At 41.0% G+C, this 15,121-nt stretch carries 12 protein-coding genes and 1 pseudogene; 9 read left to right on the top strand and 4 right to left on the bottom strand.

Annotation, left to right across the window (positions count from 1 at the left end; genetic code table 11):
• The first annotated feature begins 130 nt into the window (after nt 1-130).
• The 6 genes and pseudogenes from VB620_RS00895 to VB620_RS00920 all read left to right on the top strand — a co-directional run bounded on the left by VB620_RS00895 (nt 131) and on the right by VB620_RS00920 (nt 7,295).
• Nucleotides 131-1,306, top strand: a complete 1,176-nt coding sequence (locus VB620_RS00895) for a homospermidine biosynthesis protein (protein WP_323194237.1) — start codon at nt 131-133, stop codon at nt 1,304-1,306.
• A gap of 65 nt (nt 1,307-1,371) precedes the next feature.
• Nucleotides 1,372-1,497, top strand: a pseudogene (locus tag VB620_RS00900) (transposase); the annotation flags it as partial.
• A gap of 550 nt (nt 1,498-2,047) precedes the next feature.
• Entirely contained in the window at nt 2,048-3,475 is a 1,428-nt protein-coding gene (locus VB620_RS00905) for a GUN4 domain-containing protein (protein ID WP_323194238.1), read from the top strand.
• A 382-nt stretch (nt 3,476-3,857) separates the two neighbouring features.
• A complete protein-coding gene (locus VB620_RS00910; RefSeq protein ID WP_323194239.1) occupies nt 3,858-5,717 on the top strand; it encodes an ABC transporter ATP-binding protein in 1,860 nt (619 codons plus the stop codon).
• 43 nt (nt 5,718-5,760) lie between these two features.
• Complete coding sequence (locus tag VB620_RS00915; protein WP_323194240.1) at nt 5,761-5,928, top strand: DUF4089 domain-containing protein; 168 nt, start codon at nt 5,761-5,763, stop codon at nt 5,926-5,928.
• A complete protein-coding gene (locus VB620_RS00920) occupies nt 5,925-7,295 on the top strand; it encodes an AtzE family amidohydrolase (protein WP_323194241.1) in 1,371 nt (456 codons plus the stop codon). Before VB620_RS00915 ends, VB620_RS00920 begins: the two co-directional genes overlap by 4 nt.
• A gap of 220 nt (nt 7,296-7,515) precedes the next feature.
• On the opposite strand, the gene VB620_RS00925 is transcribed toward VB620_RS00920, so the two are convergent.
• A complete protein-coding gene (locus VB620_RS00925) occupies nt 7,516-8,256 on the bottom strand; it encodes a ParB N-terminal domain-containing protein (protein ID WP_323194242.1) in 741 nt (246 codons plus the stop codon).
• The gene (locus VB620_RS00930) at nt 8,256-9,635 is read right to left on the bottom strand and encodes an AAA family ATPase (protein WP_323194243.1); all 1,380 of its coding nucleotides are present in this window, start codon (nt 9,633-9,635) and stop codon (nt 8,256-8,258) included. The genes VB620_RS00925 and VB620_RS00930 overlap by 1 nt, the downstream gene beginning before the upstream one ends.
• 295 nt (nt 9,636-9,930) lie before the next feature.
• On the opposite strand from VB620_RS00930, the gene VB620_RS00935 reads away from it, so the two are divergent.
• On the top strand, nt 9,931-10,815 hold the full coding sequence (locus tag VB620_RS00935; RefSeq protein ID WP_323194244.1) for a ParA family protein: 885 nt from the start codon (nt 9,931-9,933) through the stop codon (nt 10,813-10,815).
• A gap of 286 nt (nt 10,816-11,101) precedes the next feature.
• Here VB620_RS00935 and bchB read toward each other — a convergent pair whose 3' ends face one another.
• Together bchB and VB620_RS00945 are read right to left on the bottom strand one after the other, a co-directional pair.
• Nucleotides 11,102-12,628: a ferredoxin:protochlorophyllide reductase (ATP-dependent) subunit B gene (gene bchB / locus VB620_RS00940; RefSeq protein WP_323194245.1), complete on the bottom strand. Its 1,527-nt coding sequence runs from the start codon at nt 12,626-12,628 to the stop codon at nt 11,102-11,104.
• A gap of 643 nt (nt 12,629-13,271) precedes the next feature.
• Nucleotides 13,272-13,661, bottom strand: a complete 390-nt coding sequence (locus tag VB620_RS00945; RefSeq protein WP_323194246.1) for a hypothetical protein — start codon at nt 13,659-13,661, stop codon at nt 13,272-13,274.
• Nucleotides 13,662-13,849: 188 nt separating this feature from the next.
• Here VB620_RS00945 and VB620_RS00950 point away from each other — a divergent pair, with 188 nt between their 5' ends.
• Nucleotides 13,850-14,239 carry a nuclear transport factor 2 family protein gene (locus VB620_RS00950; RefSeq protein ID WP_407674171.1) on the top strand — a complete coding sequence of 130 codons (390 nt, stop codon included), beginning with the start codon at nt 13,850-13,852 and terminating at the stop codon, nt 14,237-14,239.
• Nucleotides 14,240-14,311: 72 nt separating this feature from the next.
• Entirely contained in the window at nt 14,312-15,091 is a 780-nt protein-coding gene (locus tag VB620_RS00955; protein ID WP_323194247.1) for an MBL fold metallo-hydrolase, read from the top strand.
• The last annotated feature ends 30 nt before the right edge of the window (nt 15,092-15,121 follow it).

Below are 15,121 nucleotides of genomic sequence, written 5' to 3' on the forward strand. Positions count from 1 at the left end.
TTTGCGTAAGTCCTGTAATTCTTGTGGATTCTGGGTAATGTCTATCGGGTGATTCCTGATAAATCATGTCAAAATTACCTGAAACCTAGATAACATAAATTCGGCGTGTTTACCATTCAGGAGTGCCAAAATGTCTAAAAAACCGGGTAAAAAAATCTCACCCATACCTATGTCTACTGATATCGGCGTGGTAGATTTGATTAATAATTACTTCACAGCCTACAACTCAGCACGGTTGCGAGAAATCTGCCATCTGATGAGTAATGATGTATTAAAAGATGGCGTGACTGTGGGAGTTAGCCTTTCTGGGGCGATGACACCAGCAGGTTTTGGGGTTTCCGCCCTCGCACCTCTAATTCGCAACGGTTTTATTGATTGGATGATTAGTACAGGTGCAAATCTTTACCATGATATGCACTACGGGTTGGGTTTTGAACTGTTTGCTGGTAATCCGTTTTTAGATGATGTCAAGCTGCGCCAAGACGGTACGATCAGAATTTATGATATTGTTTTCGGCTATGATGTGCTGCTGGAAACTGATGCTTTTATCCGCAAAATTCTCCAAGCAGAAGCATTTCAAAAAACTATGGGAACGGCTGAGTTTCACTATCTCTTAGGTAAGTATGTCCGAGAGGTAGAACAGCAGTTGGGGATACAGCATTCTTGTTTGTTGGCTACGGCTTATGAGTGTGGCGTACCTATTTATACTTCTTCCCCTGGTGATAGTTCCATTGGAATGAATGTGGCGGCGTTAGCTTTGGAAGGTTCAAAGTTAGTGATAGATCCTTCAATAGATGTGAATGAGACAGCTGCGATCGCCTATTGTGCGAGAGAATCAGCAGGGAAAAGCGCTGCTGTCATTCTCGGTGGTGGTAGTCCGAAAAACTTTTTGTTACAAACTCAACCGCAGATTCACGAGGTCTTAGGACTAGAAGAACGGGGACATGATTACTTTGTCCAGTTTACCGATGCGCGACCAGATACAGGGGGCTTATCCGGTGCAACTCCCTCGGAAGCTGTCAGCTGGGGTAAAATCGACCCGGAAGAGTTACCCAGCACCATTGTTTGTTACACAGATAGCACCATTGCATTACCGTTAATGACAGCGTATGTTCTCAACCAGTGTCCACCCCGGTCTCTGAAGCGGTTATACGACAGAAGGGAAGCAATGTATGCGAAGTTACAAACCGACTATTTAGCAGCTTTAGCGCAACCATCGGATAAAGTCCCGGCTGCTGTAGCGGATATGGCATCCCAGGAGGTAGCAACTTATCCCTGCGGTAGAGTAATTCCTCATAATTCTTAGCTCACTCCGACCCTCTCCACACTCAGGAGAGGGTGTAAGAATTGTGTTTTTCGGCTGCATTACCTCGGTTTTTCGTGGATAAATTTATTGAAAATCATCCTGAAGACCCACAACAAATAGTCTTAGATATAGATGGTTGGGATGCTTATACTCATGGACATCAACAATTGAGTTTGTTTCAAGGAATGTATTTACTATTAGTGTTTTAACAGTGGTTGTGATTATTGGTGGTAGGGTTTGGTTTGGGTAAATTTGTGGTACTCTGATACAGAATTTAAAGCTAATGACAATAATGTATCGTGTAACTATCTTGGGCAGCGGAAATATTGGATCAGCTATCACTAAACTACTCCATTATAGTGGTGATTACACTGTGGTTGTTGGCGATATGGACGATCAAGCCTTAGAGGGTGTTTGAAAAGTATTAGATGAAACCAATAATCTCCAAAAACCTAACCCCCCTTCCCCCCTTCCCTACCAGGGAATGGGGGTTTCAAAGCCTCTCCAGTAATAAAAGTAATTCCTTTCCCCTCTCCTTGTAGGAGAGGGTTAGGGAGAGGTCGGGGAGAGGAATGGAAGCGGGGTTTATTTATACATTAAAAACTTTTCAAACCTCACTCTAACCCTCTCCTGATTAAGATTAAGAATTTTTTTTCTACTTGATCAGGATGGGGCGCATCCCAGGAGAAAACCATGTATAATTTATACAGCCATAAATAACACATCAGTGGTTGTGAATCTATGCGTCAATGTCTTAACCCTGAATGTCTGCACCCCAACCCGGATAGCTTCCAATTTTGCCAAAAGTGCGGTAGTAAGTTACTCCTACGAGAGAGGTATGCACCGCAGTCAATTTTAGGACAAGGGGGTTTTGGGCGGACATTTTTAGCCGTTGACGAAGATAAACCCTCAAAACCTTATTGTGTGATTAAGCAATTTCTCCCCCAAGCCCAGGGAACTGATAGTATTGAAACGGCTTCTCAGTTATTTGCACAAGAAGCCGAACGTTTAGAAGAACTGGGAAAACATCCGCAAATTCCAGAGTTAATGGCGTATTTTACCGCAGATAATCGCCAATATTTAGTACAAGAATTTGTGAAAGGGGAAACTCTGGAAGCGGAGTTAAATAGAAAGGGCGTTTTTTCAGAACAGCAGATTAGAGAATTATTAATAGAACTGTTAGAGATTTTGCAGTTTGTTCACAGTCAACAGGTAATTCATCGAGATATTAAACCTGAGAATATCATTCGTCGCAGTTCTGACAACAAATTATTTTTAGTGGATTTTGGCGCAGCGAAGGTAGTTGAGCAAAAACAGCGCACAGTTACAGGTACAATTATCGGTTCTGCGGAATATTGCGCCCCTGAACAGTCAATGGGAAAGCCTAAATTTATTAGTGATTTATATAGTTTGGGTGTAACTTGTCTGCATTTATTAACTCACATCAGCCCCTTTGATTTATATGATGTGATGGAAGGGGAATGGGTATGGCGAGATTATCTGAATGGGAATGTTGTTAGTGATGAATTGGGTAAGATTCTGGAAAGGTTAGCAAGTCCTTTACCTAAACAGCGTTATCAGTCTGTTGCGGAAGTTGTTAATGTTTTAAATCCGGTTTCATTTAATAGAAGAACTCCACCCCCTAACTCCGCAAACTCAGAGAGAAGAACCCCACCCCCTAACCCCCTCCCCGCAAGCGAGGAGGGGGGACTAAGATCATCTGTGGGGATGGACTATGGGAAGTTGCGTGAGTTACTCGCTGGGGGGAAATGGAAAGAAGCAGATACGGAAACAAGGCGCGTTATGTTAGCTGTAGCGAAGCGGGAAAAAGAAGGTTGGTTAGATGATGACAGTATTGATAAGTTTCCCTGTGAAGACCTCCGCACTATTGACCAGTTGTGGGTAAAATATAGTAATGGGCGATTTGGGTTTTCTGTCCAAAAGCGCATTTATCAAAGTTTGGGGGGAACAAGAGAGTACGACGCGGAAATCTGGGAAGCTTTTGGGGACAAAGTTGGATGGAGAAAAGGAGGTTCGTGGTTGTACTACAAAGATATTACTTTTGATATAAAAGTACCGGAAGCCCACCTTCCTATAGCACCGTATGAGAGGTGTTATGTTGTTGGGTTGGGGGAGGGAGGTTCTCTTCTCTCGCGTCGAGACTTGTAAACTGTAAGATTTAAATTAACAGTATGTTGGGTTAATGGTAGAAAACCCAAGATTATCGCTGGCTGAAAATTTACAGGTAACTAAGTTAAAGGATAAAATCAGGGTTTAATTAATTCTCCACAGATGATTTTTCATCAAATATGCACTGGGTGAAGGATAATTTTTTTTGACACAAACTCACGAAGGGGTTTTTCTTGGCGTTCTTCTCCCAAGGGGAGACGCTGCGCTAATGCGTCTTGGTGGTTTTTTTATATGAAGTCATGAAGTAGAGATATGCTGAAATTGGGATAAGATTGGGTAAAAATTCCCTGGGGGGCAATATAGGATCAGAAGTATTGCTAAAATCCTAATAATTTTCCCTGAATATTTATACCTGATTCCTATGAAAGAAGCTGTCCTAGAAGTTCGTAATCTCCAAGTTGATTTTTCCAGTGATGGTAGCAATGTCAAAGCTGTGGATAATATATCCTTTGAGGTTAATCGTGGTGCAACTCTGGGAATAGTGGGGGAGTCGGGTAGTGGTAAATCGGTGACAGCGTTGGCGGTGATGGGTTTGTTGCAGAGTCCGGGTAAAGTGCGCGGGGGTGAGGTTTGGTTTCGTCCTCAGCCTCATACAGAGGGGATTAACTTGGTGGCGTTTTCTGCTGAAGAAATGCAGCTATACCGGGGTGGCGATATCGCTATGATTTTTCAGGAACCAATGACTTCGTTAAATCCAGTTTTTACTATCGGTTTTCAGTTAACTGAAGGGATTAGGCGACATCAGAATGTCTCGGAAACTGAAGCCCAAAAAATGGCGATCGCACTTTTGCAAGAGGTTAAACTTTTACCTAATGATGAAATTATACTACAACAATGTCAGCAAACTTCAGGTGAATCCAATGAATTAAAGCTGGCTAGATTAGTCAAACGGGAGAAAGCAGCTATCCTAGAACGTTACCCGCACCAACTTTCTGGCGGTCAGCTACAACGGGTGATGATTGCAATGGCGATTTCTTGTAATCCTTTGCTATTAATTGCTGATGAACCCACCACAGCTTTAGATGTCACCGTCCAAGCCACTATTCTGGAGTTGTTGGCAGAATTGCAGCAAAGCCGTGAGATGGCGATGATTTTTATTACCCACGACTTGGGACTAATTTCGGAAATTGCTGACGAAGTAGCGGTGATGTACAAAGGTCAAATTGTCGAATGCGGTGCAACTGCACAAATATTCAGTAATCCCCAACATCCCTATACTAAGGGTTTGGTGGCTTGTCGCCCGACACTCAACCACCGTCCTCACAAACTCCTGACTGTTTCCGACTATATGATTGTGGAAGAAAATCCCTATGGTGAGGAAGTCATTCGGGCGAAAGAACCCCTACATCCTCCAGAAATTACCCTTGAGGAAATGTCTCAACGATGGGACAACTTGAATACTCAGCCACCTTTATTATCAGTGCATAACCTCCAGGTGGGTTTTCCGATACGGGGGCTATTTGGTATGGTGAACGGCTACAACATGGCGGTGAATAATGTCTCTTTTGATGTCAAGCCTGGGGAAACTCTGGGTTTGGTGGGAGAATCTGGTTGTGGTAAAACCACTCTGGGGAGGAGTTTGTTGCGGTTAATTGAACCGATGAGTGGGGAAATTATCTTTGAGGGACAAGATATTACTCAACTCCGGGGTGAAGCTTTGCAGAAGTTGCGGCGAGAAATGCAAATTGTGTTCCAAAATCCCTTTAGTTCTCTAGACCCCCGGATGAATATTGGGGATGCGGTGATGGAACCGTTGTTAATTCACTCTGTGGGTAAGACAAAGAGACAACGGCGAGAACGTGTGGTGGAACTTCTGGAACGGGTGGGTTTAAGTGCAGATGCGATGAATCGCTATCCTCATCAGTTTTCTGGTGGTCAACGCCAACGGGTTTGTATTGCGCGGGCTTTGGCTTTAAATCCTAAGTTTATGATCTGCGATGAATCGGTTTCGGCTTTGGATGTTTCTGTTCAGGCGCAGGTGTTAAATTTGCTGAAGGAATTGCAGGATGAATTTAAGCTGACTTATATTTTCATTTCTCATGATTTAAGTGTAGTTAAATTTATGAGCGATCGCATTTTGGTGATGAATCGTGGTCACATCGTGGAACAGGGAACAGCCGAAAGTATTTACCGAGAACCCCAGAAAGAATATACACAAAAATTAATTGCTTCTATTCCTACTGGTAGTGCTGAACGGTTACGCAGTCGTCACCGCAATTAGGATTATATCTCACGCAGAGGCGCAGAGGCGCAAAGGAGGAGTAATGAGGAGTTACGTTGAGGAGATGGCTTTGTTGTTGGGGTTACAGCTAAGGGAGGAATATGTGGATGGGGTGGTGCAGAATTTTGAGATAATTAGTGCGATCGCTCAAATCGTCAATGAGTTTCCTTTACCGGAGGAAGTTGAACCTGCATCGGTGTTTGAACCATGAATGATGCTGTTTCTATCGCTGCTGCTGTGCGTCGTGGGGAAGTTAGCGCGGTGGAAGTTACGCAAGCTGCTTTAGCGAGAATTACGGCACAAAATCCTCAACTCAACTGTTTTACAGCCATAACTGCGGAAACAGCTTTAACAGATGCGGCGCAAATTGATCGGGAAATCGCCCAAGGGAAAAATCCCGGCGCTTTGGCTGGTGTGCCTTTTGCAGTGAAAAATCTCTATGATATCGCTGGTTTAACAACTCTGGCGGGGTCGAAAATCAATGCCGAAAATCCCCCAGCTAGCCAAGATGCGACAGCCATAGCCAAGTTAAAACAAGCCGGGGCGATACTGGTGGGGGCTTTAAATATGGATGAGTACGCCTATGGCTTTGTCACGGAAAATGCTCATTATGGTGTCACCCATAACCCCCACGATTTAGAAAGAGTCGCTGGCGGTTCCTCTGGTGGTTCATCTGCGGCTGTAGCGGCGGGTTTAGTCCCCTTGACGCTGGGTTCTGATACTAATGGTTCAATTCGGGTTCCGGCGGCTTTGTGTGGCGTGCTGGGCTTTAAACCCACCTATGGGCGTTTATCTAGGGCTGGGGTGGCTTTATTTTCTAGCAGCCTTGACCATGTTGGTACTTTTGCCCGTTCTGTAAAGGATATTGCAACGGCTTTTGATGTGCTGCAAGGTGAGGATGACCGTGACCCGGTGTGTACAAAACGCTCTCCCGAATTATCTGTACCAAAATTATATCAAGATATTTCTCAAATTAGAATAGCCATAGCCGATGATTATTTTACTCAAGGTGCGTCGCCAGAGGCCTTAGCCGCAGTGCAGAAAGTAGCCGAGGCGTTAGGTGTAACTGACTATATAACTATACCGGAAGCCCGCCGCGCCCGTGCAGCCGCCTTTGTGATTACGGCCTGTGAAGGGGCAAATCTGCATTTAGATCAATTGAAGTCACGTCCCCAGGATTTTGATCCCGCAACACGCGATCGCTTTTTAGCTGGGGCATTAATACCGAGCAGTTGGTATTTACAAGCACAAAGATTTAGAAGATGGTATGGCGATCGCCTCCGGGAAATATGGCAAAATGTAGATATAATTCTCGCCCCCACCACACCCATTTCTGCACCGCTAATTGGGCAAAAAACCATGATTTTAGATGCTGAGGAAATTCCGGTGCGTCCTCATTTAGGCTTATTCACCCAACCATTATCTTTTATTGGTTTACCTGTGTTATCAGTCCCAATTCAGCTTCCTGATACTTTACCTCTCGGTGTGCAAATCATCGCCGCACCCTACAACGAAGCCTTAATTTTACAGGTTGCGGCTGTCTTGGAATCCCAAGGTGTAATTTCGGTAAAATTATAAAAACAAATATCATCGGGTACGTTTCAAAGAACTAACGCACCCTATTTGCTAGAAATAAAGATTTTGGATTCCAGTTTATTCAATTCTAAATAGCTAGAAAAATTCGGTTTGATTTATGAAAAAAACCAATATTGTAGGGTGTGTTAGGATGAAATCCGTAACGCACCATTATTAAGATTTTCGTGCGTTACGCTACCGCTAACGCACCCTACTCGCGTGACTATATACGTGACCAAATATCAAGAATTACTACCATTTTTTCAGGAGTTATACCTCTAATTTGTTTTTTTCCACTGGGAATTTTTACACGTTCAATTACATCAGTCAAAGAATCAAACTTTTTATTTTTACTTTCTTTGTCTACGCTTGTCGCAACTTTTTCGGCTGCTTTTTGGTTAAATCCAGCATTGATTAATTTGAGGACTAGTTGAGATGGCTCGCAATTATTAAATATTTCTAAAGGTGCAATTTGTTTAGGTGTCTCGGTTTCAATTTTTTTGAGCTTACTATCTATACTTTGTCTGTCTTGAAGCAGTTCGGATTTTAATTCATTGATTTGCTTCTCAACTCGTAATTCCAGGTTTGTTAAGCGTAATTCAACTTTTGTTATTCCAGATATTTCAGAAGGTAAATTGATTGGTTTATCATAATAGTCTATACCCTTAATAGCTGAGGCTTGCTTTATAATTGAATCTTCTTCTTTTGGTGATATAACACAGGCGTTTACCATTTCACCTTTACGAGGATTTTTTTCTTTTGCCCGAACAGCACCATAGTATTCAAAATGCCCCTCAATTACACTATAAGTCTCTACCCCTGTGACTTTTACAACTAGCGGTTTAATAATACCACCACTCTCTAAAATCATATCGGCAAGGTTTTCTAAATCAGCCTCGGCAAAATTGGAACGAGGTATATCAGAAGTGATAGATTTTACATCTAATAAGGAAAATTTAATCATTATGCAACCCCAATTTTTTGAAGAACTTCATCAGCTAAAATTTTAAATTCTTCAGCAGAAATTTGCGCCGAAGTCTTTAATTCTGCAAATTTCATAATAGACTTGGGATCAGGATATTCTAAATCTCCGACTTGTATAGTCTGATTCATACATTCTGATAATGCCGTTCTATCATAAATTACTGTTTCCATCAGTGGTATTTGATAACGCTCTGAAATGACTTCTCTCTGTCTTGGAAAAGTGTATTGTAAAAATTTAGAATTAGTTGAAATTTTAGAAGCAAGAACTCCCAATATGTTGATAGGCTGCTTACCCATCACTTCTCTAGACTCATTTATTTCATTTACAAAATTTCTGACTGTTGGTAAACCTTGATTAGCAAAAGGCTTTAAGTCTGAAGGAATAATCAAATAATCAGCAGCAATTAGTGCAACTTGGGCATACAAATCTCTTGAAGGTGGGGTATCAATAATAACAACATCATATTCGTCTTCTACTCGTTGTAGTTTGGAAACTAACCTACTTCTACTAGCCAAGATATTATTAAGTTTTTCCTGCTCTTGAATTAACGTAATATGAGAAGGAATAACATCAATTTCTGGATTATTGAAATAATCTGATTTACGTACTATATCTGATATGAAATTAAATTCTCCTGATTCTAATAAATGAAATACATTATGATCTTTCAAATCATCATCTTCTTCAAATTGAAATTTGATTAATCCTGTCGCAAAAGTTGTATTTGCCTGAGAATCTATATCAATCAATAATACATTCTTACCTTGTTTTCTTAAAGCAGCTGCAAGGTTAACTGCGATAGTAGTTTTACCAACGCCGCCTTTATTATGATAAATTGCAATCTTTTTCACTGAATCTTCCTTCTTAATATCTGAAATTGAATTTTCGTCAAATAATTGAATATTTAACTTACCTATTGGTGATATGTTTCGCAGACTATATCTACCAATAAAAGATTTAATTTTATCTATCTTCGTTTCAACATCCTTTCCAGAACACTGAAAAACTACCTGAATATCATATTGTAACTTTTCATAAATTCTGATCTCCTTACCATTAGTCAGCAACCCATATCGCACATTCAAACTGGTTAAATAATGCCTGAGTCGGTGAACATGATTATTTAAATTTTGCTTTGGATGCTTGGCCTCCATCACAACACTCATCGGCGAATTAGCATCTAAAACCAAGGGAATAACTTGTACTGCAAATGCCAAAAAATCCAAACGAATGCTACCAAGGGCAACTTCTTGATGCCATGTATCGGGAGTATACCCTAACTGTGGCAGTAAATACTGAACTATGAGTTTGCTTTCAACTTCGCTTTCATTACGACACAGTTCAGGATTAAAAGGCAATGTAGTTTACCTCAATAAAATTGCTACATTCGGAAACAACAGACTTAGTTGTAAATATAACACAGATACTTAAAAGTTGTATTATAAGAAATTTTATCTACTATGTATATAAATAACTCTATATTTAGTATTTTTACAAAAAATGTATATATTATAGTTCTCGTAAATTAAATTCACATTTACAGATGTTTGTATAGATTTCACTCATACTCTCCGCGCCTCTGCGTCTCTGCGTGAGGTAAAAATTTTGAGTATTTTCTCTAATATGGGAATTGGTCAACAAAGGATTTAACTAATGGGAAATGTAATTGCGACTGCAAATATGAAAGGCGGCGTTGGTAAAACGACCCTCACCGTCAACATTGCTACTTGTTTAGCCAAAAATCATGGTAAGCGAGTGCTAGTGCTAGATTTAGATAGCCAAATCAGCGCCACACTGAGTTTAATGTCACCTTTAGGCTTTGCCAAACTTCGCAAACAACGCAAGACATTTAGATATTTAATCGACCAAATTATCAATCCTGAGCCAGAAGCAAAACTGACAATTCATGATATTATTCAATCTCAAGTATGTAACCTGCCTGGACTAGATTTATTGCCGGGAGATATCGACTTATATGATGAGTTTGTAGTTTCAGAAATGCTGCACCAAGAAGCAAGCGCTTTGGGGGAAGAGGACTTTGAAACTGTGTGGAATCGTTTTGAAAGAGTGTTAATAAATAATATTTTAAAACCAGTGCGAGAGGAATATGATTTCATTATTCTAGATTGTGCGCCTGGCTATAATTTATTAACTCGTAGTGCTTTATCTGCCAGTGATTTCTACATTCTTCCTGCTAAACCTGAACCTTTATCTGTGGTGGGTATTCAGCTATTAGAAAGACGGATTGCGAAGTTAAAAGATAGTCATGAACATGAGGCAAAGATAAATATCAAAATGCTGGGAATTGTCTTTAGTATGGCTAGTTCTAATCTGCTAAATGGTAGATATTATAGACAAGTTATGCACCGGGTTGTGGAAGATTTTGGTGTAGATAAAATATGTAAGGCACAAATACCAGTTGATATGAATGTGGCTAAGGCTGTTGATAGTTTTATGCCGGTTGTGTTAACTGCACCCCAATCATCTGGGTCGAAAGCTTTTTCTCAGTTAACTCAGGAGTTGTTGAATAAGTTGTAGAGACTGGGGAGTATTTAACTAGATATAACCCCTCTGCAAAACTCTCCCCTGCAAGGTTATCCATTACACGGATGTTTTTTAATAATCAAACAAGATACTTAACATATAGCAACTGCTAAGGAGGTTAGAACAGGAACAGATAATGAAACCCTTATAATTACAGAGTTTCAAGCCTGTTCCCTGTTTCCTTTCATACACAGTCTAGCTTACGGTCATGTTAAGAAAGATGTGAGTAACGGATAGCCTGAATCAGGAGAGGGGTTTTGTTGGTTAAACAAGTTTTTGATTAAGCACCTACGGATTCTTTGGCTGCATAAAGCACTTCGGCGTTAATCTCTTTGAAGCCGCGTTCACGAGCAAATTTTTCGGTGTTGCGTTTGACTTTACCTCGCACAAATCCAGGAATTTTGTTAAGTTCGGCTTGTCCATCTTTAGACCAGTTGAGGTCTGAGTCGGCGGATATTCCTTTGGTGATTACTTCTTTGGTGTCGTGTCCACCGAAGATTTCTAAAAGGTGATCTTCCATTCCCAAGGTGAAGGAGTTGTATATCAAGTCTGTGATCTGATTTGTTCCTTCGTAACCTAAAAATGGTTTGTAACCGATGGGGAAGTTCTGGACGTGTATGGGTGAAGCGATGACACCACAAGGAATGTCTAAGCGTTTCCCGACGTGGCGTTCCATTTGTGTACCAAATATGGCTGAGGGTTCGACGCGGGCGATCGCATCCCCAATTTCCCCGTGATCGTCGGTAATCAGCACTTCATCGCAATATTCACTCACCTGTTCCCGGAACCAGTCTGCATCATATTTACAGTAGGTTCCCGCCCAAACAACGTGAATCCCCATTTCTCTGGACAAAATCTTGGTCATGGCCGCAGCGTGGGTATTATCGCCAAAGACCACGGCTTTTTTACCAGTCAAGTTTTGACAGTCGATGGAACGGGAGAACCAAACCGCCTGGGAGACATTCATGGTTTGTTCGTTGATAAATTCTTCGTAGTTAGCTTCAGCGCCTTGGGCGTTAATTACCTGCTGAATTTTACGGATACAGCGAGCAGTTTCTACGACACCCATCGGCGTAATATCTACACAAGGAGTTCCGAATTGTTCTTCTAAGTACGCAGCAGTGGCTAAACCCAGTTCTCGGTAAGGAACTAAATTAAACCAGGCTTGGGGTAATTTTTTCAAGTCATGAACTGAAGCACCTTCCGGGATGATTGTATTGATTTCAATTCCCAAATCTGCCATCAGCCGCTTGAGTTCGGTGCAGTCGTGGTTATTATGAAAACCCAGTGTAGAGTTACCAATAATGTTAACAGAAGGTTTTGCGGTTTTGCCCTCTGGTAATTCGCCCCGCTTCCGGGCTTTTTCGATATAGTATTGCACGATTTGATGCAGGGTGCGATCGGCGGCTTGCAGTTCATTAAAGCGGTAGTGGTTGACATCCGCTAGCATCACATCCCCTTTTGAGTCCAGCTGCGCCCGTTCCACAAAGTTGTGTAAATCTTCTTGGAGAATGCTAGATGTGCAGGTGGGAGTTAACACAATTAAATCTGGGTGTTCTTCACCATCTTTGCGGACGATGTTATCTACCACTTTTTCTTGGGAACCCCTAGCTAAAACGTTGCGGTCAACAACGCTGGTAGTCACAGGAGTGAAGTTTTTCTCTCGTGATAACATCGAGCGCATGACATTGAAGTAGTCATCGCCTAATGGGGCGTGCATAATCGCATGGACGTTTTTAAAGGAACTAGCGACTCGCAATGTGCCGATGTGGGCTGGACCCGCATACATCCAGTAAGCTAATTTCATGAATTTTTTCTCCCTTTGCCATTGAAATAACTATAAATGCATGATTATGAAATCGCTTCTGATTGTCTCAAAAGTTAGAGTCATAATGAAACGGGAGTTTTGGCGAATGGGTTTGATAATTAATACCTCAAACCTAGTTGCTGTATGGGACTTAGCCTTTATTGCTGACAATATTTATGTTGTTTAATTAAATAACTCTTAATGATTAGACAAATATTTTTATCAATTTTTGTTGCTGATTTTAAATCTTAAATTATTACTAAGAATATGAGCAACTCCACCAGAGGCTAAGGATATCATAGGGAAGAAACCTAGTTTTTGAGGAAAGGGGCTAATATTTGACATGAAGTGGACTATCTCAATATCAACTTTTTCTCATTTAGACATATCTTCCTAAATGATTTATGAATTTATTTGCGTAGGTAGGGAATGGGGTGTAGGGAAAAACCTTTTTGTGTTATGCCGAGATTGTAAGCGCATAGGGCAGGTTACGCTAACAAAAATCAAATAGGAATCCTATCTCCACACTAGCCATGTGATGATGCTCGTGGGGAATTAGATCCTATGTCTGCTGATGATTATTCGGAACGCAAAGATGGAGAATCCCCAAATTAATCATTCAGGGATTTTCACGGGATAATAATTAAAATCTAATTCCCAATTGACCGTTGACACCGCGCACCGAATTATAACCACCACCGATAAACACGTTATCGCTAGCACCGACTTGAACACCACCAGAAAAAGCTACTCCCTGATCTTCTGAATACCAGCCCACGCCGACATAAGGTGAAATCACTGGTAAGCTGATAAATTTCAAAATATCTGCTCCAGTAGAACCATCAGGGCCTTGTCCTAACTCCACCCCAAAATCTAAAGCTCTGACTCCTACAGCATAGGTAACATCGCCATCTTTTTCCCCAATAGAAACCCAAGGTTGTGGTAACAACTGAGCATCAGCTTGACTGGGAAGAAATAAACTCAAGCAACTCAGGGATGAAATCAGAATTTTGGCAATAACTGCTTTTTTCACATTTTTCTCCGGTAATATCTGTTACATTCTAACGGTGAGATTAACCTTTCGTCTGGAAAGAAATGTAGAAAATAGTAATGGAAACTTTCCAATGTCTTAGGATGATGGAAGATGTATATTTAATGCTTAATGTCGTAAATTAGCTGTATAATTCATAACAGTTTTCTATCTATTACTAAAGGCCTCGTATGATAGCACATTCAGCCATTGAAACCATTATATCTGCCTATTTTGCTAATATTGCAGCCATGAATCCTGAAGGCTGGGTAGATAATTTTGCGGAAGATGCCATGAGTTATGATCCTGTTGGTGAACCACCGACAAAAGTGCATGAGGGATATCGGGAGTTCATAGCGCAGTTACAAGGATTTTTTCAGAAAATCGAACCCACAACTGAGCATATATTTGTGGCGGCGAATGAAGCGGCGGTAAAGTGGACAATGCACGGTGTGACTAAAAGGGGTAAATCAGTTATCTTTGAAGGAATTACCATTTTTGAAATTAACGCAGCTAATAAAATTAAAACAACTCGTGCTTACTGGAATCCGGCACTGATGATAGGACAGTTGCGGTCTTAAAGATTAAAATTTTACTGCCGTACTGGGTTAAATCCAGGCATAATAAGGGTAGGTGTTATTTAAAATTTGATTATGTATTTAACTTGGTTAGACAGTAATAGTTGGTTACTGGAAATTAACAACCAACGGATATTATTAGACCCTTGGCTAGTGGGTTCTTTAACCTTTGGGAATGTGGAGTGGTTTTTTAAAGGTTATAGAACAGAAGAACGCGCCATACCAGAGAATATTGATTTAATTTTGCTGTCTCAAGGTTTAGAGGATCATAGTCATCCACCTACCTTAAAACAACTTGACCACCAAATTCCGGTTGTGGGTTCCCCCAATGCGGCAAAATTATTGCAGAGTTTCGGTTATAGTTCGGTGACATCCCTAGCTCATGGTCAAAGTTTCATATTAAATGAACAACTAGAAATCACGGCTGTTCCTGGCTCCACAGTCGGCTATAACTTAGTAGAAAATGGTTATGTAATTACCGACTTAAGCAGTGGTTTGAAACTTTACTATGAGCCACATGGAAATCATTCAGCAGAAATTAAAAAATATGCACCAGTGGATGTAGTGATTACTCCCATAGTGGATGTGACATTACCTTTAGGAATACCCGTGATTAAAGGGCGAAAAAGTGCATTAGAAGTTGCAAAGTGGTTACAACCACAAATCATGCTTCCCACAGCTGCGGGTGGAGATGTCATTTTTGAAGGTTTCCTTACAAATTTCTTAAAAGCCGAAGGAAGCGGAGAAGAATTTAACACGCTACTTCAGGAAAACAACTTAAACACACAAGTAATAGAACCCAAACCAGGCGATCGCCAAGAACTGCCATTACAAAAGCGTCCATTAAAAGTATAATCCGCAGGGGTACTCATACCCTCTCCTTCT

Source organism: Nodularia harveyana UHCC-0300 (genome assembly GCF_034931085.1).
GTDB lineage: Bacteria > Cyanobacteriota > Cyanobacteriia > Cyanobacteriales > Nostocaceae > Nodularia > Nodularia harveyana.